We start from the raw sequence: 21,651 nt of genomic DNA, 5'->3' as shown, positions 1-21,651 counted from the left end.
TCACCACCTGAGGAGATATCCGTGAAGATGCTCATCAACAGCCCCGGGACCGTGGTCGAGGACGCGCTGCGCGGGATGGCCGCCGCCCATCCGGAGCTGGCCGTGGACGTGGTGCGGCGGCTGGTGGTGCGCCGGGATGCGCCGGGCGCCGGGAGGGTCGGGCTGGTGTCCGGCGGCGGGTCCGGGCACGAGCCGCTGCACGCCGGGTTCGTGGGGTACGGGATGCTGTCCGCGGCCTGCCCCGGGGAGGTGTTCACCTCGCCGGTGCCCGACCAGATGCTGGGAGCCGCCGCCGCGGTGGACGGCGGGGAGGGGGTGTTGTTCGTGGTGAAGAACTACACCGGGGACGTGCTGAACTTCGAGATGGCCGCCGAGCTCGCCGAGGAGGACGGCATCCGGGTCGAGCGCGTACTCGTCAACGACGACGTGGCGGTGGTGGACAGCCTGTACACGGCGGGCCGGCGCGGCACCGGGGCCACCCTGTTCGTGGAGAAGATCGCGGGCGCGGCCGCCGAGGAGGGTGCCCCGCTGGAGCAGGTGGCGGCCGTGGCCCGGCGGGTCAACGAGGCCTCGCGGAGCTTCGGGGTGGCCCTGAGTGCCTGCACGACTCCGGCGAAGGGCAGTCCGACCTTCGACCTCCCCGAGGGGGAACTGGAGTTGGGGGTGGGCATCCACGGCGAGCCCGGGCGGGAGCGGCGCCCGATGATGACCTCGCGGGAGATCGCGGAGGTGGCGGTGGGTGCCGTACTGGAGGAGCTGCCGGGGGCCCGGCCGGTGCTCCTCCTCGTCAACGGGACGGGTGCGACGCCGCTGCTGGAGCTGTACGGGTTCAACGCGGAGGTACAGCGCGTGCTGGCGGAGCGCGGGGTACCGGTGGCCCGGACGCTGGTCGGGAACTACGTCACCTCCCTGGACATGGCCGGGTGTTCGGTGACGTTGTGCCAGGCCGACGAGGAGCTGCTGCGGCTGTGGGACGCGCCTGTGCAGACCGCCGCGCTGCGCTGGGGCCGTTGACGCGGCGTCATAAGCTGGCGGCAGGGCCCAGGCGGACCAAGGCGAGGAGACCCGGTGCGTGACGCAGAGTTCTTCCGGCGCTGGATGGCGGCCGCGGCGGCCGCCGTGGAGCGTGAGGCGGACCGGCTGACGGAGCTCGACAGCCCCATCGGGGACGCGGATCACGGCAGCAATCTGCTGCGCGGGTTCACCGCGGTGGTCCGGGAGCAGGAGGCGGAGCGTCCGGAGCAGCCGGGGGCGGTGCTGCAGCTGGCCGGGCGGACTCTGATCTCCACGGTGGGCGGGGCGTCCGGGCCGCTGTACGGGACGCTGCTGCGGCGGGCCGGCAAGGAGCTGGGCACGGCCGCCGAGGTCACCGACGAGCAGGTGCGGGAAGCCCTGTACGCGGGGGTCGGCGCGGTCGCGAAGCTGGGCGGGGCGGCACCGGGCGACAAGACGATGCTGGACTCGCTGGTGCCGGGGGTCTCCGGGCTCGCCACCTCCTACCGGGCGGCTGCGGAGGCGGCGGAGAACGGCGCGCTGGCGACCGTACCGATGCAGGCGCGCAAGGGGCGGGCCAGCTATCTGGGTGAGCGGAGCATCGGGCACCAGGATCCGGGGGCGACCTCTTCGGCCCTTCTGCTGGCCGCTCTGGCGGACGTGGTGGATGCGGCGGACGTGGATGTGGCGGATGCGTCGGACGTGGCGGATGCGTCGGATGCGTCGGGTGTGACGGAGGAGGAGTCGTGAGCGGGCCGCTGGTGGGGATCGTGCTGGTGTCGCACAGTGCGCAGGTCGCCGAGTCGGTGGCGGAGCTGGCCCGCGGGCTGGCGGCCGGCGGGCCGGTGGCCCCGCTGGCGGCCGCGGGCGGCACGGCCGAGGGCGGGCTGGGCACCAGCGCGGACCTGATCGTGGCCGCGGCATTGTCGGTGGACCGGGGGGCGGGGGTGGCCCTGCTGGCGGACCTGGGCAGCTCGGTCCTCACGGTAAAGACCCTGCTGGCGGAGGAGGAGCTGCCCGCGGGTGCCCGGCTGGTCGACGCGCCGTTCGTCGAAGGGGCGGTATCGGCCCTGGTCACCGCCTCGGCCGGGGCGCCGCTGGAGGCGGTGGCGGCGTCGGCGGCGGAGGCGTACGCGTACCGGAAGGTGTAAGGCGGGGGGGGTGTGCCGGGCGGTGATGGCGGGCGGTTGTAGCTGGGCAGTGTGAGCCGGCCCGGGCGTGGGCCTGCCCGGGATGGGCCGGGATGGGCTGGCCGGGGCGTGGGCCGGGGTGGACCGGCCCGGGCGTGGGCCGGCCGGGGCCTGGGCCGGCCGGGGCCTGGGCCGGCCGGGGCCTGGGCCGGCCGGGGCGGTCAGTGGCCGCGCAGCTGGTCCAGTTCGCGGCGTTCCCGCTTGGTGGGGCGGCCGGCGCCGCGGTCCCGGAGGCCGGTGGCGGCCGCCTCGACCCTGGTGGGCGGCGGGGGGCTGTTGTCGATGTAGGCCTCGGCCGCCACCGGCGCGCCGACCCGCTTGGTGAGGGCCTGGCGGACCACCACGATCCGTTCCCGTCCCTCGTGGAAGAGCCGCACCTCGTCACCCGGCTTGACCGACTGCGCCGGCTTCGCGCGGTCTCCGTTGACCCGCACGTGGCCCGCCCGGCAGGCCGCCGCCGCGATCGAGCGGGTCTTGGTCAGGCGGACCGCCCAGATCCAGGCGTCGACACGCGCCGATGATTCTTCGCTTCCCGTGGCTGCCATGCCCCGACTCTAGCGAGCACCCGCGCAGGCCCCGAACGACTTTTGGCAGATACGACAAGAGGCATGGCATGTGCCATGGAGATCATCCCAAGAGGATTGCAAATGCGCCACGCCTCCCCCTACCTTGTCGCACATGCAGTCCTACACCATCGGTCAGGCGGCGCGTCTGCTCGGCGTCAGTCCCGACACCGCGCGCCGCTGGGCCGACGCAGGCCGGGTCGCGACCCATCGCGACGAAAGCGGCCGGCGGCTCATCAACGGCCGTGATCTGGCCGCGTTCTCCATCGAGGTGGGCCAAGGGGCCCACACGGAGGACGAAGAGCCGTACACCTCCGCCCGCAACGCCTTCCCCGGGATCGTCACCGCCGTCAGGCTCGGCGACGTGGCCGCTCAGGTGGAGATCCAGGCCGGTCCCCACCGGCTCGTCTCCCTCCTCACCCGCGAGGCAGTCGAGGAGCTCGGACTGGAGGTCGGCATGCAGGCCACCGCCCGCGTGAAGTCGACCAGCGTCCACATCGACCGCACCTGACACCGCCCGACCCGCATCCCAGCCCATTGGAGTGTTCCGCTCATGTCCCCGAAGCCGTCCTTCCACACCCGTCACCGCGCCGCCGCCGCGGTCCTGTCCGCGGGCCTGCTGATGGCGCTCACCGCCTGCGGGGGTGACGACGGCACCGAGAAGGCGGCCGCCGAGGACAAGTCCTCCACCCCGGCTTCGGGCGCGCCCAAGGCCGCCAACCTGACCGTGCTCGCCGCGTCCTCGCTCACCGACGTCTTCAAGACCGCCGGTGCCGCGTACGAGAAGGCGCACCCCGGCACGAAGCTCACCTTCTCCTTCGCGGGTTCCCAGGAGCTCGCCGCCCAGGTCAAGCAGGGCGCCCCGGCCGACGCGCTGGTCACCGCGGACACCAGGACCATGGACGGCCTGAAGGCGGAGACCGGCACCCCCGCGGTCATCGCGAAGAACCGCCTGGTCATCGCCGCCACGAAGGGCAACCCGCACAAGATCGGCGCCCTCAAGGACCTCGCCGACACCAAGCTGAAGGTGGTGCTGGCCGCGCCCGAGGTGCCGGTCGGCCGGTACAGCAAGCAGATCCTCGACGCCCAGAAGGTCCTGGTGAAGCCGGTCTCCCAGGAGCCGAACGTCCGCGCCGTGCTGGCCAAGGTCGAGATGGGCGAGGCCGACGCCGGCCTCGTCTACAAGACGGACGCCGCCAAGTCCAAGGACAAGGTCGAGGCCGTGGAGATCCCGGACGAGCACAACGCGGTGGCCTCCTACCCGGCCGCCTCGCTCAAGGGGTCCAAGAACGCCGAGGCCGCCGCCGCGTTCGTGGCCTGGCTGAGCACGCCGGAGGCGCAGAAGATCCTCCAGGACGCGGGCTTCCAGCAGCCGTAGCCCGGTGAGAACCGCGGGGCGGGGCTGTCCGGTCCGGGGGGACGGGCGGCCCCGCCCCGCCGTGTCCACTCCTTCCGCCTCTTCTGCCACTTCTGCCCTCTTCTGCTCCTTCTGCCTCTTCCGCCTGTTCCGCCTTTACCGATCCTTCCGCCTCTTCCACCCCTTCCACTCCTTCTGCCTCTTTTGCCCCTCAGCCAGGAAGCGCGATGAACAGACTGCGCCGCAGCATCCCCACCCGTACGCGTACCCGCGCGCCGCTCGCCCTCGCCCTGCCCGCGCTGCTCGCCGTCGCGTTCCTGCTGCTGCCGCTGATCGGCATCCTGGTCCGCACCTCCTGGGGGGACCTGGGCAGCCACCTGACCACCCCCGGCGTGGTCGAGGCTCTCAAGCTCTCGCTGCTGGTGTCCTTCTGGGCGCTGCTGCTCTCCCTGCTCCTGGGGGTGCCGCTGGCCTGGCTGCTGGCCCGGGTCGAGTTCCCGGGCAAGGCGGTCATCCGCTCCCTGGTGTTGCTGCCGATGGTGCTGCCGCCGACCGTCGGCGGCGTGGCGCTGCTGCTCGGCTTCGGGCGGCGCGGACTGCTCGGGCCGTGGCTGGAGGACACGTTCGGCATCACCCTGCCGTTCCACACCTCCGGTGCCGTGGTCGCGGCCACCTTCGTCGCCATGCCGTTCCTGGTCATCAGCCTTGAGGGGGCGCTGGGCGGGCTGCGGCGCAGCTACGAGGAGACGGCCGCCTCCCTCGGGGCCTCGCCGGTACGGGTGTTCTTCACGGTCACCCTGCCCATGGTGGCTCCGGGTCTGATCGCGGGCGCCGCGCTCACCTGGGCGCGCGCCCTGGGCGAGTTCGGCGCGACCATCACCTTCGCCGGGAACCTGCCCGGCACCACCCAGACCCTGCCGCTCCAGGTGTATCTGCTGCTCCAGGACCAGCCCGAGGCGGCCACTTCTCTGTCGCTGCTGCTGCTCGCCATCGCCATGGCGGTGCTGATCGCCTTGCGCGGGCGCTGGACCGGCGCGCCGGCCGCCCGCCGGGAGGCCGCCCCGGCGGGCGGCGCTGCCGACCCCGGGCCCAGTACGGTCCCCGGGCCTAGTACGGCCCCCGCGCCGAGTGCGGTCCCCGCGCCGGCGGCCGCTGCCGACGGGCAGGACCGGCAGGACGGGCCGGCATCCGCGGATTCGGCGCGCTGGCCGCTGCACGCCGAGGTCACCGGCTTCAACCGGCTCACCCTGGACGCCGAACCGGGCACCACCATCGCCGTCGTCGGCGAGAACGGCGCCGGCAAGACCACCCTGCTGCGCGCCCTGCTCGGTCTCACCCCGCGCGCCCACGCCGAACTCCGGCTCGGCGACACCGAGGTGACGGACCTCCCCCCGCACAAGCGGCAGGTCGCATGGGTCCCGCAGGACGGCGCGCTGTTCCCACATCTGAGCGCGCTGGCCAACACCTCGTACGGGCTGCGCGCCCGCGGCGTGCCGCGCGCCGAGGCTCGCCGCACGGCCAGGGAGTGGCTGGACCGGCTCGGTGTCGGCCACCTCGCGCACCGCAAGCCGGCCGAGCTGTCCGGCGGCCAGGCCCAGCGGGTGGCGCTCGCCCGGGCGCTGGCCGCCCGGCCCCGGCTGCTGCTCCTGGACGAACCCCTCGCCGCCCTCGACCAGACCACGCGGGTCCACGTCCGGCACACCCTGCGCCGCCATCTGGCCGGCTTCGGCGGGGTCTGCCTGATCGTCACGCACGACCCCGTCGAAGCGGTGTCCCTCGCGGACCGGGTCCTGGTCCTGGCCGACGGACGCGCCCTCCAGGACGCGCCGCCCGCCGAGGTGACCCGGCATCCGCGCTCCCCGTGGGTGGCCCGGATGCTGGGGCGCAACGCGTGGGCGGGGACCGCCGGAGCGGAGGGGATCGCACTGGACGCCGGCGGCCGGCTGGTGGTGGCCGACTCCCTGGCCGTGGGCTCCCGCACCCTCGCGATCATCGCCCCGGAGGCGGTGTCCGTGCACCGCGAACGGCCGGGCGGCAGCCCCCGCAACAGCTGGCCGGGTACGGTCCGCGAGATCACCGCGGTCGGCAGCCGGCTCCGCGTCCTGGTCACCTCCGCGGAGGCCCCCGACCTGGTCGCCGAGATCACTCCGGAGGCCGCGGCCGAACTCAAGCTGGCCGACGGGGCGCCGGTCTGGACGAGCGTGAAGGCGACCGAGATCACCCTCGTGGAGCTCTGACCGGCTCGGTATGCCGGGGTTTTGCGGAGTTTCACTTGGGCGGGGTCGGAGGGGTGCCCGGGGGCTGCCCGTCAGTCCAGTGTCCGAGCGGGCCGGTCCGGGCCGTCAAGGGCGCTCCTTCGTCGCGCCGCTTCGCGATGTCGCTGCGCGCCACCCTTGACGGCCCGGCCCGGCCCGCCCAGACAGAGACTGTCGGGCGGCCCCCGGGGGGATGGCATGGGGGACCTTTCCCACATGCGGCCCCGCCCAGCCCGTCGGGCGGCGGCTGACGCCCGACCGGCCGCCCTGACGGGCGGACAGCTCCGATTCCCCGAAGCCAGACCCAGGCAGCCGGGCCCGAGCGACCGGCGCGCCCGATCGCTACGCGCTTCTCCCGGCATAGCGTCCCCGGACCGCCTGTGGCCGGACATAAGCCGCCACCGGCCACCACGTGCTCCTGCCGTCTCGGCGACCACAGCCCATCTGGGGTCAGGCTCAGGTGGCCTTGCCACCGCCGGGACCCGCTGAGACCGGCTCGGCCGCGGCCGGAACCGGCTGGAACCGGCTGCGGCGGGGACCGGCTCGGACCGGCCGGGGCTCGAGCGGGCCGGGCTACGGGGCCGTGGCCCCGGTTGCGGTCGGCGGGGTGGGGGTGTCCGGGTGGACGGTGAGCCAGTCGCGGCTGGGTTGGGCCGCGCCCTCGCCGGCCGGGAAGGTGTCGGCACCCACCAGAGCTCGGCTGCCGCGCGCGACGGCGAATTCCAGCACGCCCTCGGTTCGGCCGGCCGTCGGCTCCGGGGCGTCCAGGGTGATCACCGCTGCGCCTTTGCCGCTGGTCCGCCGGAACTCCGCGAGCCAGCGCGCCCGCACGGCCGCCTCCTTCCGGTCCACCCGGTCCGGTCCCGCGTACCGCTGTACGAGGACCAGCGCGCCGGTGTCCGGGTCCCGGGCGGCCTCCTCGAGTCCGGCCCGCAGCGCGCCGAGCCGGGCCAGTCCGCCGCCCTGGAGGGTGCCCCGGGTGGTGTCCAGCGGCAGGAACCGCACGCCCCGGTGGCGGAACGAGGCGGTGCCCGGTACCGGCCGGACGGCCGGGGCGGCAGCTGCCGGTCGGGGCGGGCCGGCCGCGCCCGCCGGGCGGGGGCCGGAGGCCAGGACGAAATCGATGGCCGCGGTGCCGAGCCCGGCTCCGGCCGCGGTCCGCTCGGCGGGCAGCACGGCGAACCGCCAGGGTCGGGCGCGGATCTCCTCGGGGGTGGCCGGCCGCGGATCCATTGGTCCCGGCTGGGCGGCGAGGAGTTGTCCGGTCCCCGTGTGCCCGTCCGCCGGTCCGGGGCCGGAGCGGCGGACGGCGTCGTCGAGCGGGGCCAGGATGTGCTCCGCCCGGCCGACGGAGACGGCGAGTTGGGCCGTGGCCCCGGTCGCCGGCACGGTGGCCTTCAGCACTCCGGCGGCCTGCGGGACGAGGGCCGTCACGCTGAAACCGCCGCGGCCGTCGTCCACCACCTGCCACCGCGCGCTGTCGTACTCCCACCGCACGTCGCGTCCTTCCACCGGGGCCGTCGAGCCCTGCGCGTCGAACCCGGCCAGCCGGAAGGTGACCGCCTCGGCCGGCTCGGCCAGGTCGATGCGGTCGGGCTCGGCCCGGAGCCGGGCCAGCGGGCCCAGCACGTCCAGCCGGAGCGCGCCGTCGGCGAGCGCGCGCCCCGCGTGCACCAACGCGCCGCCCGGACGGACCGCATGGAAGATCCCTTCCGGTCCGACCCAGCCGGCGCTGCCCGGGATCGTCCACCATGCGGGCCGGGCGTCCGGGGCGGGGCCGAACAGGTCGTCGTAGCCGGTGGCGGTGAGGGTGCGGACCAGGCCGGGGAAGACCCGGGTGGCGCCGGCCACCGCCTCCACGTGGTAGCCGGCGGGCCGGCCGGAGCCGGCCGGGGCGGTGAGGACCAGCCCGTTGGGGACCGTACGGGGGCTGCCGTCGGACGGGGAGTTCTCCAGCCTGAGGACGGGGTCGCCGCTGCCGGCCGCGAGCAGGGTGGCGGAGCCGCCGCCGTCCAGGTTCAGGGCGTTGTACGAGCCCAGCTCGTGCAGCAGCCGGCCGAGCGCGGTCAGGGTGAGGCCGGCGCTGTCCTGCTGGCGACCGTCGACGCTGAGGATCCGCAACTGCCGCCCGTCCTCGGAGAATCCGACGGCGGTGCGGGGGGCGGCGGCATTGTTCCCCATGCCGTCGTGGTTCTGCGGGACCCCGTCGACGACCAGGCGTTCCCGTCCGCCGACGGCGGTGGACGGCAGCGGCCCGGAGCCGACGGCCGGGGCGGCGGTGATCCGTACCGGGTCGCCGGGACGGAGCGCCGCCAGCTCCGCCGCGGCGCTGCCGCGCCCGGCCAGCAGGGTCACCCCGGCCGGCGGCTCGGTCCCGCGTCCGAACTGTCGTACGGCGATGACCCGGCCGTTGCGTACGTCGGCCTCGGCGCCCGCGCCGGACGGCAGGGCGGAGCCGTTGCCGGCCCAGGCGGCGGTGTAGGCGGCGATGCCCCCGGCGGGCGGCCGGGCGGAGTTGAACCCGGTGAGGCGGCGGGTGGCGCCGCCGGGCAGGGTGACCGTACCGGCGAGGGCGAGGCGCAGCACCCGGCCGGCCGGGCCGGGTCCGAAGGCGACGGCGGCGCCCGCGCGGGGAGCCGGGGAGTGCAGCAGGCGGCCGTCGGCGATGCCGGGGCCGAGCGGGGCGCCGGTGCGGCGGATGTCGAAGAAGTCCCCGTTCACGGCGGCGACCACGCGCCGGCCGGGGCCGGCCGGGTGGCGGGCGGCGGACTCGGCGACGGTGCCGGGCCCGCCGAGGTACTCGGCGCGCACGCCCGGGGCGGCGAGGTCCACGACGAGTTCGTGGATGCGCAGCCAGCGGTCGGCGTGCAGCCGGTCGTAGGACTCCAGGCGGACTCCGGGAGCGATCTGCCGGGAGGTCCGGTCGGTGTCGATGCCGCCGGAGGGCCCGGCGGCCCAGGCGGGGGTGGCCGGCAGGGTGATCAGCAGCAGCGGCAGGATCAGGCCGGTGAACGGACGGAGAGTCACCACTCAGGCAGCATCGGGCAGTCGATACAAATGTCGGTGAGGACACAAGAGTGCGAACCAGTCATACCTTCTGATTCAGCCATTCGCCGCTAATCCGATGAAATGCCCCATCGCGCTCCGCTAGCGTCTGCGGCGCACGCATCACTGCACCTGGAGGGGGAACGTCATCGTGCGCACCCGTGTTCTCGGCGCGTTCGCGGCCACCGCCGCGTTCGCCGCCGTCATGGCCACCGCTCCGTCGGCTTCGGCGGAGCCGAACCCGCCCGGCTGCCCCAAGGGCAACTTCTGCGCGTACTCCGGCGAGGACCAGACCGGAACGCTGCTGCTGAGCACGCCGGGGAACTGGTCCGGCACCATCCACAACGTCCAGTCCACCTTCAACAACGGCAACCCGTTCGCGGGCGCGGACCACATCCAGCAGGCGTACCGGTACGACGGCCGCCCGTACGAGGTGTGCCTGCACTACAACCCCGGACCCGGCACCTACAAGATCAATTGGGACAACATCACCCTGACCGGCGCCCGTTGGCGCGGTGAGTGTTAGCCGGCGCCTCCCGACGTGCCGGGGCCGGGGCGGGAACCCCCGGTCCCGGCGCGTCAGCCGCCGGCGGCAGTCGGGACGGTGAACTCGCACCACACGCATTTGCCGCTGCCCCGCGGCTCGACACCCCACGCGTCGGCCAGCCGGTCCACCAGCATCAAGCCGCGCCCCGACACCGCCCAGTCGCCCGCATCGCGGCGGCGCGGCAGGGCGCTGGAGCCGTCCTCGACCTCGATGCGGATCCGGCCCTCCGGGGTGAGCCGCAGGCTGACCTGGCCGCCGCCGTCCGTGTGCACCAGCACGTTGGTGACGAGCTCGTCCGCGGCGAGCTCGATCTCGTCCGCGAGCTCCCGGGCACCCCACGCGGTGGCGGCCGCACGGATCAGGTGGCGGGCCATCGCCGGGCCGTCCGGGTCGCCGGGGGTGAGGTGCTGGCGCAGCGGGCCGCTGCCGCGCGGGGCCGGGCTGCCCCGGCGGCGCAGCAGGAGCAGGGCCATGTCGTCCCCGCCGCCCGCGTCCCCGACCAGGTCGCACAGCAGGTCGGCGAGTTCCTCCACGTCGGCCGGACCGTCCCGGACCGCCTCCATGAACTCGCGCATGCCGGCGTCGTGGTCGGCGCCCGGCCGCTCGATCAGCCCGTCCGTGCACAGCAGCAGCGTGTCGCCCGGGTGGAGTTCCAGGCTGCTGACCGGATAGCCGGACCCGGTGCCGGACCGGTCGCGCGGCGGCAGGCCGAGCGGCAGCCCGCCGGCCACCGCCACCCGGTGGCAGGTGCCGTCCCCGCGCCGCACGACGGGATCGAGGTGCCCGGCCCGCACCAGCTGGAGCATGCCCGTGTTCAGGTCGGCCTCCACGTAGGTGCAGGTGGCGAAGCGTTCGGTCTCCAGCTCCCGGAGGAAGGTGGAGGCCCGGGCCATCGCGGTGCCCGGGGTGTGCCCCTCGGTGACGTAGGCGCGCAGCACGATCCGCAGCTGGCCCATCACCGCCGCCGCGTCCGTGTCATGCCCCTCCACGTCGCCGATCATCACCCCGACCCGGCCCTCGCCGAGCGGGACCACGTCGTACCAGTCGCCGCCGATGTCCCGGCCCATCCGCGCGGCCCGGTAGCGTACGGCGATCCGGGCGCCCGGCACCTCCGGGATGCGGCGCGGCAGCATCGCCCGCTGCAGCCCCTCCGCGAGGTCGTGCTCCTGCTCGAACAGGATGGCCCGCTGGAGGCTCTGCGCGATCCCGCTGCCCAGGGCTACGAGCACGTTGCGCTCCTCGGCGCTGAAGTCGCCGTCCCGGGTGTAGAGCAGGCCGAGCGCGCCGATCGGCCTGCCCTGCGCGATGAGCGGCAGGTAGACCCCGCTGCGGACGGAGAGGGGTTCGATGTACGGCCACAGCAGCGGGTAGCGGTCCTGGAACTCCTCCCGGGAGCGGAGGAAGACGGGCAGCATGGTGCGCACGGCCTCGCTCATCGGGAAGGCCGCGTCGATCCGGGTGTACTCGATCTCGGGGACGTACGAGCCAAGCTGGCCCTCCGCGACGAGGTGGATCCGGCCCCCGTCGACGACGCCGAGCATCACGCTGACGGCTCCGAGGTGGCCGAGGGCCTCGGGGTCCTTCAGGACGTCGGTGACGTCGTTGACGGTTCGGGCGTGGGCGAGGATCGCGGTGGTGCGTTCCACCACCCCGGTCATCCGGCGGCGGCCCGCGTCCTGCCGGCCGGAGGCGGCCGGCTCGCGCGGGTCGAGTGCGGCGTCCCGTACGATGCCGATGATCCGGTACGGGCGGCCGGCCCCGTCGCGCAGGATGTGGCCCTGGATGTGGGTCCAGCGGGGCGTGCCGTCTCGGCGGCGGATCCGGAAGTACGCGCCGTAGTGGTCGCGGCCCTCCTTCAGGGCCTGGGCGACCCGGGCGTCGAGCCGGGCTTCCTCGCCGGGCGCGATGCGCAGCCGCAGCCCGTCGAGGGTGCCGCTGAACTCTTCCGGGCGCAGCTCGAGGACCTCGAGGGCGGTGGGGTCCATATGCAACTGCCCGCTGTCGAGGTCCCAGTCGAAGGTGCCCATGCGGTTGAGCGCGAGGCTCAGGTCCGGCCGGGCGGGCCAGTCGACCTGGTCGGCCATGCAGCCACTGTCTCACCGATCGGCACGGTCGGCGGGGCGGCCTGCGGTGTCGGCGGGGCGGTCGGCGGGATCGGCGGGGTCGGCGGCGCGCGCGGGGTCCGCCGATCGGAGTGACAATCCGAACCATGGGAAACAGCGAGGTCTCGGTCGAGCGGGAGATCGCCGCGCCGGCGGAAACGGTCTGGCAGGCGCTGACGGATCTGGAGTCGATGCCGCTGGTCCTGAGCGGGGTCGACTCGGTGGAAGTGCTCACTCCGGGGCCGTTCGGGGTGGGGACGCGCTGGCGCGAGACCCGGCGGATGTTCGGGAAGGCCGCGACCGAGGAGATGTGGGTGACGGTGTGCGACGCTCCGGCACGGTATGTGGTCGAGGCGGACAACTCCGGCATGCACTACGTGTCGGAGTTCCGGCTCATCGAGCGCGCGCCGGGGAGCACCACGGTGCGGATGACCTTCTCGGCGCAGCCACAGCCGGGCGGGAAGCTGCCGTTGCTGGCGAGGCTGCTGGGCGGGCTGGGGGCCAAGGCGGTGGCCAAGGCCATCACCAAGGACCTGGCGGACGTGGCGGCGTCGGTGGAGCGCACTTCGTCCTGAGTCAGGAGGCCCTGTCCTGAGTCAGGAGGCCCTGGAGATGGCCTGGATGTCGAGCTTGGAGCCGTTGTCGGCCGTGTTCGCATCGCCGGCTCCCGTGATCGACGCGTGGATGGTGCCGGAGCCGGTCCTGGCCACCGCGGCCAGGAAGGGGATCTGACCCTTCTCCCCGGTCTTCACGGTGCCGCCCGTGCACCGGAAGCCGGCCGCACCCGCAGCTGCGCAGGTGAAGCCGCTGAAGGTGCCGGAGTCGGGCGGCCGCCGCAGCTGCAGCGGGCCGGTCGCCCACACCTCGATCACCGCACCCTTCACCTCGGCACCACGATTGGTGTACTGCACCCAGTAGGTGCGGTTGGTGCCCATCACCGGCTTCGCTTCGCCGGTGATGGGGCCGACGGACAGGTCCGACGGCGCGCTCTGCGGCTTGGCCGGGTCCGTCGGCTCGGCGCACACCTTGTTGGACGGCTCCGAGACCGGATCCTCGAGGTCGTACAGGACGGGGTCGGGGTGCGCCACCTCGACCGCGACCGTCGCGCAGTACGCCACGCCGGGCTTGATGCCCGTGACCGACCGGGTGGCGACCCTGCCGACTCCCGGCACATTGCCGGGCGCCTGGCGGACGATCTTGGTGTAGCCCGGGTTCTCCTTCTCCGTGAGGGTGATGTAGTGGAGGACGTCCGGATCGGAACGGTCGCGGAAGGTGACGGTCGCGGTAGGGGCGTCCAGGCGGAGGGTCAGCAGCGTCGGCGCTTTGATGACGGGGTCTTCCCCGGCCACTGCCGGCGGGGCCAGTCCGGCCGCCAGACCGCAGGCCGTGGCGGCACTGACGGACCATCGGATGATTCTTCGCATTCGCGTCGTGGGTGCCATCGGATTCCCGTTCCGTCGCCTGTGGGACACGCTCCGCAGCCACCCTCGGGGTGGGTGGTCCCCCCTCCCGGCACATCCCGAATTATCCTCTGCGGCCGCATCGGCCGCTAGGCGGTCCGGCAGCGCCGGACGTAGTACGCCCAGGTCAGTGCGGTCAGCAGCGGAGCCCACAGTACGAACAACCCGCTGACCACCCGGGCGAGCAGCGCCAGGGAGCCGTTGCTGAACGTGCCGTCGTCGAGGCCGAAGAGGCCGAAGGTGGTGACCGTCCAGTTGGTCAGCAACACCCAGGCGAGCAGCGACAACAGCGTCGCCGGAACCAGCACCGCGGCCGGCCGGATCCGCCGGCCGCCGAGGCGCGGCACCCAGGACGGCACCACCTCTCCCCAGCCGCGGACCAGCGCGAACGAGAGCAGCGCCACCATTTCGGAGAGCAGGCTCAACCCGAAGATGTACGGGATGCTCTGCCAGAGCGAGGTGAAGACCCTGCCCTCCTCTTGGAGCCCCATGCTGTGGCCGAAGGCGAAGGGCAGCCGCCACAGACAGACCGGCAGCATGACCAGCGGGATGGCGTGGGCCACGCGGTCCGCCCAGCGCGGGACTGGGCGTTCGGTGGCCACGGCCGGGGTCGGGGTCGGGGTAGGGGCCGAGTTCGGCGTCGGGGTCGGGGGGAGGGCGGAGGCGCCGGTTGTTGTCATGTCCCCAGCCTCCGCTGGACCGGCTCACCGGTCGTCCGTCCCGGGTCCGGGCCTCATCCCCCGTGTGGGGGAGGGGGGATCAGCCCCGGGCCGGGGGAGGACGGCGGTGTGCCGGTCAGGCGGCTCGGGTCGGTCAGACCCGGTGGCCGGGACTTGGGCGAGGCGTCCGAGGGCGTGTCCGGGGGCGGCTCGGGGGCGTCGGGCACCGCGGGAGGACTGCCCGGAGGCGGCTTGTCCGGGGGCTTGTCCGGGGGAGGCTTGTCCGGGGGCTTGTCCGGGGGAGGCTTGTCCGGGGGCTTGTCCGGAGGCGGCTTGTCCGGAGGCTTGTCCGGAGGCTTGTCCGGGGGAGGCTTGTCCGGAGGCGGCTTGTCCGGGGGAGGCTTGTCCGGCGGCGGGCTGTCCGGCGGCGGGCTGTCCGGCGGCGGCTTGTCCGGCGGCGGGCTGTCCGGAGCAGGCTCGTCCGGGGGCGGCTTGTCCGGCGGTGGGGAGAGGGGCACCGGGGGTGAGAGGTCCGGCGGAATCGGGATGACCGGCGTCGGGACGACCGGTGGCGGAACGGGCCGGTCGGGCTTCGGGTCCGCGCCCCGCTCCCGCTCGTACCAGCGGCGGTCCTCGTGGTCGTAGATCACGATCTTGTCGACGGTCCGCACGGAGGGCGCGATCACCACCACGTTCTGCGGGTGGTACGCCGCCCAGGGCTGCCCGTACCGCTTCGAGTTCGGCTTCAGCGCCACCGGCTCCCCCAGCGGGTTCCCGCAGGCGCACCGCACCCTGGGCACCCCCCGGTCGTCGACCAGTACGGCCGTCCCCGCCTGGAGCACGGCCTGGTAGGCGGTGGCCCGGCCGTCCTTGTAGCCGTGGTTGGTGACCCGGGTGTCCAGGCGCAGCCGGACCGGGGTGAGGGACCGCAGGTAGCCGGGTACGCCCGCGGGACGGATCCCCAGGACCCCGGCGAAGGCGCTGTTCTTCGCGGGGACCGCGCCCAGCACCCTGATCTGCTTCTCGACGTCGCAGCTCGCCAGGTCCTGGGTGCCGCCGTACAGGCCGGGCTCGCCCCCGCCCACGGAGCGGGTGGTGATGTTGCCGGTGGGGGCGACGGTGGCGGTGGCGGTGGGGGTCGACCGGGGCTCCTGGCCGTCGGGGGTCGTCTCCGTGGACTCGGTGAACGGATCCTGTCCGGCGGACCTGGCCGGCTGCAGGAAGACCTCGCCACTGGTGGTCGGTGGGCCGCCGGGCCGGGTCAGTACGACGACCAGCACCACGGCCACGGCCACGGCCACGGCCACGGCCACGGCCACGAGCACCGCCACGAGCCGCGGCACCGACCGCCACCAGGTATCCCGGCCGGCCTCCGGCCCCTCGGGACCCTCCGGGGCCCCCGCCCCGCCCGCGGGCGGCAGCGGAGGCACCGGAGGCAGCGGCGGGCCCTGCGGGCCGCCGCCCGAGAGCGGGCCGGCCGGCGGGCCGGTGGGGCGCTCCGGGGGCGGTGTGCCCGAGGGGTGCGTGGTCACGGATGCCCTCCCGTACGGAGACGTTCCGGTCCCGGGCCGGATGTCCGGCGGATGCGCTCGGAGGGACCGGTGTGTCCACTGAAGTCTCCGGACATCCCTCGCTCCTGCGCACCACGTGTGCGCCGTTCAGGTGGTGCCGGTTCGGACAGGCTGCCTACGGTGGCCGTGTGACCCGTTCCTGGCGTGACGCCGTGGTCGCGGTGCTGGCGGGCTTCGTGGCGATGACCGTGGTCGCCGCGGCCGGCCTGGCCTTCGCCGGCGCCGGCAGCCTGCCCGGCGGGGCCTACCCGAAGGTCGTGGCCGCGGTCGTGGTGATGGCCGCCGGCGGCTCGGTGGAGCTGTCCGGCGGGGCCGGATTCCTGGCCGACGCCCAGGCCGGCCTGTCGGTGCTGCCGCTGTCGGTGACCCTGGCCGGCGCGCTGGCCGCCGGATCCGGGTTCCTGCGCCCCCTGCGCGGCCGCGCCGTGGCGGGGGCGGGTGAACTCCTCGCCCGGGCCGGCCCGCTGGTCCTGCTGTGGCTGCTGGCGCTGACCGGCTTCGCGCTGTACGCCCGTCACACCTTCGGCATCTCCACCGGCGACTCCCCGCTCGGCGAGCTCGCCGACCTCCTGGATGCCGCGCCCACCGTGGGCTTCCGCGCCGAGCTGCCCGCCACCCTGCTGTTCGGACTGCTCTGGATCCTGGGCCTGCTGCTGATCACCCTGCTGGTGTCGCGGGGCGGCCCGCTGCCCGCCGGGCTGGTCCGCTTCCACGAGGCCGTCCGCCCCGCCGCCCACGCGACGGTGGCGCTGCTCCTCGTGTACGTGGCGCTGGGCGCGGTGGTCGGCCTGGTCGTGGCCGTGACCCGGGGCCAGGCTGCGGAGACCCTCGCGGTGCTGCTGCTGGGTCTGCCGAACCTGGTCTGGCTTGCGCTCACCCTCGGGCTCGGCGGCGCCTGGGAGGGCAAGGTGGAAGGGCCCTTCGGCCTGCCCATGCCCCGGCTGCTGGACGAGGTGCTGCGCAGCCCCGACCTGTCCACCGTGGACGTGGGCACGCTCGCCCAGCGGGACGCGCGGGCCTGGTGGCTGGTGGTCGCGGCCGCCGTCCTGCTGCTCGGCGCGGGCTTCCTGGCCGCCGTACGCTCCCCTGCCCGGGTGCGGCCCTGGCAGCATGCGCTGCACCTGGGTGTCGCCCTGGCCCTGGCCGTGCTGACGGTCTGCCTGCTGGGGCGGGTCCAGGCCGCGTTCGGGCTGTCGCTGCTGGGCATCGGCGAGGTCGACGGTCTGGGCGGCTCGGTGCAACTGCGTCCGCTGCTGTGGCGCACGGTGGGGCTCGCCCTGCTGTGGGGTGCGGTGGCCGGTTTCCTGGGTGCCCTGCTGGCGAAGCCGGTGCACCGGCGGGGCGAGGTCCGCAGCACCGTTTGAGCCACGGGCGGTCCGCCGACATGCGAACGCTGCGGCGCTCATCGACAGTGGTGCCATGGCGAACAAGGCTGCACTCGAAGGCGGACCGGACGACCTGCCGGAGCGGATCGTCGAGCCCCCCGCGCCCGGTGAAGACCTGAAGATCCCGCACCGCGGCGGATACGAGCACTTCCGGCCCACCCACCGGGCCAAGCCCGGCCCGCAGGGGCCGATGCCCGTGTACGAGTGGTGGGAGCGCACGGAGGTCGCCGAGTGACCCCTCAGGGGGTGTCTTGCCGCTCAGGCCGGGCTCGCTGTGCCTGTCGGTGATCCCGCAGCTCCGGCCGGATCACCGGCAGAGCCCACTGCGGTGGTGGTGGCGGTGGCGGGTCCGGGGGTGCGGCGGTGGCCGGAAGGCCGGCCGGGGTGACGGCGGGGAGGTCGATGCGGGTCGGCGGGTGTCCGCCGTCGGCGGCTGCGGCCCGGCGCAGTGCACCGGCGAACTCCAGGCAGGTGGGCCAGCGGTCCTCCGGGGATTTGGCGAGGGCGCGGGCCAGTACCCCGTCGAGGGCCGGCGGCAGGCCGGGCCGCCGGGAGGTCAGCGGTGGCGGCGGATCGTACTGGTGGGCCCAGAGCAGGGCCATGTCGTCGTCCCGCTGGAAGGGCGGCCCGCCGGCGAGGGTCTCGTACACCACGCAGCCCAGGCTGTAGACGTCGCAGCGTCCGTCGACGGGCTTGCCGGAGATCTGCTCGGGGGCCACGTAGTCGAGGGTGCCGACGAACTGTCCGACGCCGGTGAAGCCGGTCAGGGAGAGCGATTTCTTGGTCAGCCCGAAATCGGTGAGGTAGACGTGCTCGGGGTGGTCGCTGTCGGTGCCCTCGGCGATGAGGATGTTGCCGGGTTTCACGTCCCGGTGGACCAGGTCGTGGTCGTGGGCGGCGTCCAGGGCGGAGGCGACCTGGCCGGCGATCCGGGCCGCGGTATCGACGGGCAGCGGCCCGGTGCGGTCCAGCAGGGCCCGCAGGTCGAGTCCGGCGACGTACCGCATGGCGATGTAGAGCAGGCCCTCGGTCTCGCCCGCCTCGAAGACGGGCACGATGTGCGGGTGGTCGATGGCCGCGGCCACCTTCGATTCGTGGACGAAGCGTTTGCGGAAGGTATCGTTGCGGGCCAGTTCGGGGGCGAGCAGCTTGAGCGCGACCGTGCGGTCCAGCCGCAGATCGGTCGCCTTGTAGACCACGGCCATGCCTCCGCGTCCGATCTCGCTCTCCACCCGGTAGCCGGCGATTCGCCGGCCGTACAGGTCGGAAGGGCGGCCGGCCGCCGGGATCCCGGCGGACATCAGGGGTCACCGCCGGGCGGCCGGGCGCTCCGGGTGGGTGCGTGCTCCGGGGCCGGTTCAGGGGCGGCCGGTTCCGGAGCGGCCGGTTCCGGGGTCGGCTCCGGGTCGGGCTCCTGCTCCCGGTCGGGCTCCTGCTCGCCGGGGCCGGCTCCGGCGGCGTAGGTGGCCAGCCGGACCCCGTCCCCGTACATCCAGCGGCCGGCGGGCTCGTCGTACAGCCAGACCTGTTCGCCGTCGAGGACCACGCCGGCCCGCAGTCCGAGGGTGGCCCGGCGGAAGGCCTCGGTGTCCGTACGGCCGGCGGAGTGCTCCCGGGCGGCCCGGCGGTAGCGGTCGAGGGCCTCGGCGGTGCGGTCGAGGAGCGGCCCGGGGTCCTCGGCCCGGCCGAGCGGCCGCCCGGCGGTGGGCGGCGGCTGCGGAACGGCCACCAGGAGCCGCCCGTCGACCCAGGCGGACCAGCCGTTGGCGCAGAGGATCTCGCCCCACTCCCCGCGCCGGGAGACCAGCTGGACGGGCAGGAACGGGTCGAGGGCGGCGGTGGGCAGGGACAGGTCCGGGGTCTCCCAGGCGGGCAGTCCGTCGTGCGGGACCACATGGGTGGGGTGGAAGCCGGGGACGGTTCCGTGCGAGCCGGCGCTGGTCACGACGCGTGCTACTTCCGCATGACGGCGGGTTCGTGCCGGCGCAGCAGCCGGACCACCAGGACGCCGAACAGGACGGACAGCACGATCAGCATGCCCAGGTCGAGCAGCCAGACCCCGGTGTCGTGGGCGAACAGCGGGTCCCGGGTCAACGCTCCGGGCACGATCGCGCCGAGGTCGACGGTGGCGGCCATCGCTCCGAGCGCCCACCGGGACGGCACCAGCCAGGCCAGCTGCTCGAGGACCGGTACTCCGTCGAGTTTCAGCAGGGCTCCGCAGAAGACGACCTGGACGATGGCGAGGAGGACCAGCAGCGGCATGGTGACCTCCTCCTTGCGGACCAGCGCGGACACCAGCAGGCCGAGCATCATCGCGGTGAAGGACAGCAGGGCCACCGCGAGGGTGATCTCGACCAGCGGCGGCAGCAGGACACCGCGGCCGTCCGGGGCATTGAGGTCGACCCCGGCCAGCCCGACCAGGGTGAGGACGACCGCCTGGGCGACGGTGATCGTGCCGAGGACCACCACCTTGGACATCAGGTAGGCGGACCGGGACAGTCCGACGGCCCGTTCCCGCCGGTAGATGGCCCGTTCCTTGACCAGTTCGCGGACCGCGTTGGCGGCGCCGGTGAGCACCCCGCCGACGCACAGGATCAGCAGGGCGTTCAGCGCGGTCTCGGCGGTGAGGGCGGATCCGGCGAGGGCGCGGGCCATGGCTCCCATCACGAACGGCAGCGCGATCATGATGGCGAGGAAGGTGCGGTCGGCGCTCAGCGCGGCCGCGTAGCGGCGGATGAGGGTGGACAGCTGGGCGGTCCAGGTCTGGGCCTTGGGCGGCGGTGCGACGGAGCCGGTGCCGGTGCCGCTGCCCGATGCGGAATCGCGGGCGCCGGGGAGCAGGGACTCCGCGGGCTGCCCGGGCTGCCGGGGCTGCCGGGCGGTGTCCGCCACGTACCGGCGGTGGAAGGAGGAGGCCCGGTACTCCCCCGCCCAGTCGTGGTCCTGCCGGTTCTCGAACGCTTCGAACGCCTCCGGCCACTGCGTGAAACCGAAGAAGCCGAGGGTGTCCTCGGGCGGTCCGTAGTAGGCGGTGCGGCCGCCCGGGGCGAGGACCAGCAGCCGGTCGCAGACGTCGAGGCTGAGCACGCTGTGGGTGACCACGATGACGGTCCGGCCGTCGTCGGCGAGGCCGCGCAGCATGTGCATCACCGACCGGTCCATGCCCGGGTCGAGGCCGGAGGTGGGCTCGTCGAGGAAGATCAGGGAGGGCTTGGTGAGGAGTTCCAGGGCGACCGAGACGCGCTTGCGCTGCCCGCCGGAGAGGCTGTGGATCGGCTGGCCGGCGCGCTGTTCCAGGCCGAGCTCCGAGATCACCTCGTCCACCCGTTCCTCGCGTTCGGCGGCCGCGGTGTCCTGCGGGAAGCGCAGTTCGGCGGCGTACGAGAGGGCGCGGCGGACGGTGAGCTGGGAGTGCAGGATGTCGTCCTGCGGCACCAGCCCGATCCGGCTGCGGAGTTCGGCGTAGTCGCGGTAGAGGTCGCGGCCGTCGTAGAGGACGGTTCCGTGGTCGGCGGGGCGCAGGCCGGTGAGGGCGCCGAGCAGGGTGGACTTGCCGGCGCCGCTGGGGCCGACGACGGCGAGCAGGCATTTGGCGCCGACCGGGAAGGAGACGTGGTCGAGGAGGGTCTTTCGGCCGTTGTCGACGGCCACGGTGAGGTCCTGGACGTCGAGGGAGATCTCTCCGGTGTCGACGAATTCCTGCAGATCGTCGCCGACCAGGCAGAAGGCGGAGTGGCCGATGCCGATGATGTCGCCGTCGGTGACGGGGACGGGGGCGGGGCCGACGCGGGTGCCGTTGAGGTAGGTGCCGTTGTGGCTGCCGAGGTCGGCGATCTCGTGGCTGCCGTCGGCGAGGACCCGGAGTTCGGCGTGCCGGCGGGAGACCACGAGATCGTCGATGACCAGGTCGTTGTCGGGGCTGCGGCCGATGCGTACGGCGGTCCGGGCGGGCAGCGGCCGGACGCTGGTGGGCCGCCGGAAGGTGCTGGTCAGGGACGGGTCGGCGACACCGGCGGGCCCTGCCGCTCCGGCCGGACCGGGCGGCCCGGCGGCGCTCGACAGCCCGGGCGGCCCTGCGGCGGCCGTCGGCCCGGCCAGGACGGCGCGCGGGCCGTCGAGGGCGCTGCCGAAGCGGAGTTCGCTGCCGGGGCCCACGCCCCAGGCCCGGATCCGGCGGCCGTCGGCCCAGGTCCCGTTGGTGCTGTCCTCGTCCTCCAGGGTCCAGTGGTCGCCGTCGGCGTACAGGTTCGCGTGGTGCCAGGAGACGCGGGCGTCGTCGAGGAAGATCTCGCTCAGCGGGTCCCGGCCCACGTGGTAGATGCGGCCCGGGCTCATCACCGTGCGGCCCGTGTCGGTCTCCAGAACGAGCTCGGGCGCGGTCGGCACACCGGGGCGCTGGACCATGAGCAGATTTTCCCACGATCCTTCCGGTCGGGCATAACCGCAGGTCAGAGGCTTCTTATGGGTAATGACAACGGTCCCCGTTGCAGCCTTTGCCGATCTCCGAAAGGTGCGCTTCACTTC

19 protein-coding genes are annotated in these 21,651 nt (G+C 74.2%); 10 read left to right on the top strand and 9 right to left on the bottom strand.

Features of this window, described 5'->3' with window-relative positions:
* Positions 1–21 precede the first annotated feature (21 nt).
* From dhaK to AB0447_RS07380, 3 genes are read left to right on the top strand one after another with little or no spacing between them, the layout of a single operon-like run.
* Entirely contained in the window at positions 22–1,014 is a 993-nt protein-coding gene (gene dhaK, locus AB0447_RS07390) for a dihydroxyacetone kinase subunit DhaK (RefSeq protein ID WP_366475549.1), read from the top strand.
* Positions 1,015–1,068: 54 nt separating this feature from the next.
* A complete protein-coding gene (dhaL, locus tag AB0447_RS07385) occupies positions 1,069–1,743 on the top strand; it encodes a dihydroxyacetone kinase subunit DhaL (RefSeq protein ID WP_366475548.1) in 675 nt (224 codons plus the stop codon).
* Positions 1,740–2,144, top strand: coding sequence for a PTS fructose transporter subunit IIA (locus AB0447_RS07380; protein WP_366475547.1), 405 nt, complete (start codon positions 1,740–1,742; stop codon positions 2,142–2,144). The genes dhaL and AB0447_RS07380 overlap by 4 nt, the downstream gene beginning before the upstream one ends.
* Positions 2,145–2,344: 200 nt before the next feature.
* Here the strand turns inward: AB0447_RS07380 and AB0447_RS07375 are convergent, their stop codons facing one another.
* Positions 2,345–2,728 (bottom strand): RNA-binding S4 domain-containing protein, encoded by a 384-nt coding sequence (locus AB0447_RS07375; protein ID WP_366475546.1) that lies wholly within the window; start codon positions 2,726–2,728, stop codon positions 2,345–2,347.
* Positions 2,729–2,861: 133 nt separating this feature from the next.
* Here AB0447_RS07375 and AB0447_RS07370 point away from each other — a divergent pair, with 133 nt between their 5' ends.
* The 3 genes from AB0447_RS07370 to AB0447_RS07360 all read left to right on the top strand — a co-directional run bounded on the left by AB0447_RS07370 (position 2,862) and on the right by AB0447_RS07360 (position 6,340).
* Positions 2,862–3,257: a helix-turn-helix transcriptional regulator gene (locus AB0447_RS07370; RefSeq protein WP_366475545.1), complete on the top strand. Its 396-nt coding sequence runs from the start codon at positions 2,862–2,864 to the stop codon at positions 3,255–3,257.
* Between the two features lie 42 nt (positions 3,258–3,299).
* The gene (gene modA / locus AB0447_RS07365) at positions 3,300–4,124 is read left to right on the top strand and encodes a molybdate ABC transporter substrate-binding protein (protein ID WP_366475544.1); all 825 of its coding nucleotides are present in this window, start codon (positions 3,300–3,302) and stop codon (positions 4,122–4,124) included.
* Positions 4,125–4,330: 206 nt separating this feature from the next.
* Positions 4,331–6,340, top strand: a complete 2,010-nt coding sequence (locus AB0447_RS07360; protein WP_366475543.1) for an ABC transporter permease — start codon at positions 4,331–4,333, stop codon at positions 6,338–6,340.
* A 591-nt stretch (positions 6,341–6,931) separates the two neighbouring features.
* Here the strand turns inward: AB0447_RS07360 and AB0447_RS07355 are convergent.
* Entirely contained in the window at positions 6,932–9,388 is a 2,457-nt protein-coding gene (locus AB0447_RS07355) for a phosphodiester glycosidase family protein (protein ID WP_366475542.1), read from the bottom strand.
* Between the two features lie 166 nt (positions 9,389–9,554).
* On the opposite strand from AB0447_RS07355, the gene AB0447_RS07350 reads away from it, so the two are divergent.
* Positions 9,555–9,929: a peptidase inhibitor family I36 protein gene (locus tag AB0447_RS07350; RefSeq protein WP_366475541.1), complete on the top strand. Its 375-nt coding sequence runs from the start codon at positions 9,555–9,557 to the stop codon at positions 9,927–9,929.
* A gap of 53 nt (positions 9,930–9,982) precedes the next feature.
* On the opposite strand, the gene AB0447_RS07345 is transcribed toward AB0447_RS07350, so the two are convergent.
* Positions 9,983–12,034, bottom strand: a complete 2,052-nt coding sequence (locus AB0447_RS07345; RefSeq protein ID WP_366475540.1) for a SpoIIE family protein phosphatase — start codon at positions 12,032–12,034, stop codon at positions 9,983–9,985.
* 125 nt (positions 12,035–12,159) lie between these two features.
* Here AB0447_RS07345 and AB0447_RS07340 point away from each other — a divergent pair, with 125 nt between their 5' ends.
* Positions 12,160–12,627, top strand: coding sequence for an SRPBCC family protein (locus AB0447_RS07340; protein WP_366475539.1), 468 nt, complete (start codon positions 12,160–12,162; stop codon positions 12,625–12,627).
* Between the two features lie 21 nt (positions 12,628–12,648).
* Here AB0447_RS07340 and AB0447_RS07335 read toward each other — a convergent pair whose 3' ends face one another.
* From AB0447_RS07335 to AB0447_RS07325, 3 genes are all read right to left on the bottom strand, one after another.
* Positions 12,649–13,476 carry a hypothetical protein gene (locus AB0447_RS07335; RefSeq protein WP_366475537.1) on the bottom strand — a complete coding sequence of 276 codons (828 nt, stop codon included), beginning with the start codon at positions 13,474–13,476 and terminating at the stop codon, positions 12,649–12,651.
* A 125-nt stretch (positions 13,477–13,601) separates the two neighbouring features.
* Positions 13,602–14,192 (bottom strand): hypothetical protein, encoded by a 591-nt coding sequence (locus AB0447_RS07330; protein ID WP_366475536.1) that lies wholly within the window; start codon positions 14,190–14,192, stop codon positions 13,602–13,604.
* 53 nt (positions 14,193–14,245) lie between these two features.
* Positions 14,246–15,703: a DUF6777 domain-containing protein gene (locus tag AB0447_RS07325; RefSeq protein ID WP_366475535.1), complete on the bottom strand. Its 1,458-nt coding sequence runs from the start codon at positions 15,701–15,703 to the stop codon at positions 14,246–14,248.
* A 167-nt stretch (positions 15,704–15,870) separates the two neighbouring features.
* Between AB0447_RS07325 and AB0447_RS07320 the strand changes: the two genes are divergently transcribed.
* Positions 15,871–17,106, top strand: coding sequence for a streptophobe family protein (locus AB0447_RS07320; RefSeq protein WP_366475534.1), 1,236 nt, complete (start codon positions 15,871–15,873; stop codon positions 17,104–17,106).
* Positions 17,107–17,161: 55 nt separating this feature from the next.
* Entirely contained in the window at positions 17,162–17,362 is a 201-nt protein-coding gene (locus AB0447_RS07315) for a DUF5988 family protein (protein WP_366475533.1), read from the top strand.
* Positions 17,363–17,366: 4 nt separating this feature from the next.
* Here AB0447_RS07315 and AB0447_RS07310 read toward each other — a convergent pair whose 3' ends face one another.
* The 3 genes from AB0447_RS07310 to AB0447_RS07300 are packed head-to-tail and all read right to left on the bottom strand — an operon-like array spanning position 17,367 to position 21,531.
* Positions 17,367–18,428 carry a serine/threonine-protein kinase gene (locus AB0447_RS07310; RefSeq protein ID WP_366475532.1) on the bottom strand — a complete coding sequence of 354 codons (1,062 nt, stop codon included), beginning with the start codon at positions 18,426–18,428 and terminating at the stop codon, positions 17,367–17,369.
* Positions 18,428–19,072: a hypothetical protein gene (locus AB0447_RS07305; RefSeq protein ID WP_366475531.1), complete on the bottom strand. Its 645-nt coding sequence runs from the start codon at positions 19,070–19,072 to the stop codon at positions 18,428–18,430. The genes AB0447_RS07310 and AB0447_RS07305 overlap by 1 nt, the downstream gene beginning before the upstream one ends.
* A gap of 8 nt (positions 19,073–19,080) precedes the next feature.
* On the bottom strand, positions 19,081–21,531 hold the full coding sequence (locus AB0447_RS07300; protein WP_366475530.1) for an FHA domain-containing protein: 2,451 nt from the start codon (positions 21,529–21,531) through the stop codon (positions 19,081–19,083).
* Between the last annotated feature and the right edge of the window lie 120 nt (positions 21,532–21,651).

This window comes from Streptomyces sp. NPDC051211, from assembly GCF_040689505.1.
In the GTDB taxonomy this organism is placed as follows: Bacteria; Actinomycetota; Actinomycetes; order Streptomycetales; family Streptomycetaceae; genus Streptomyces.
Note: the sequence above shows the minus strand (reverse complement) of the source record. Positions and strands in the feature narration are given on the sequence as shown.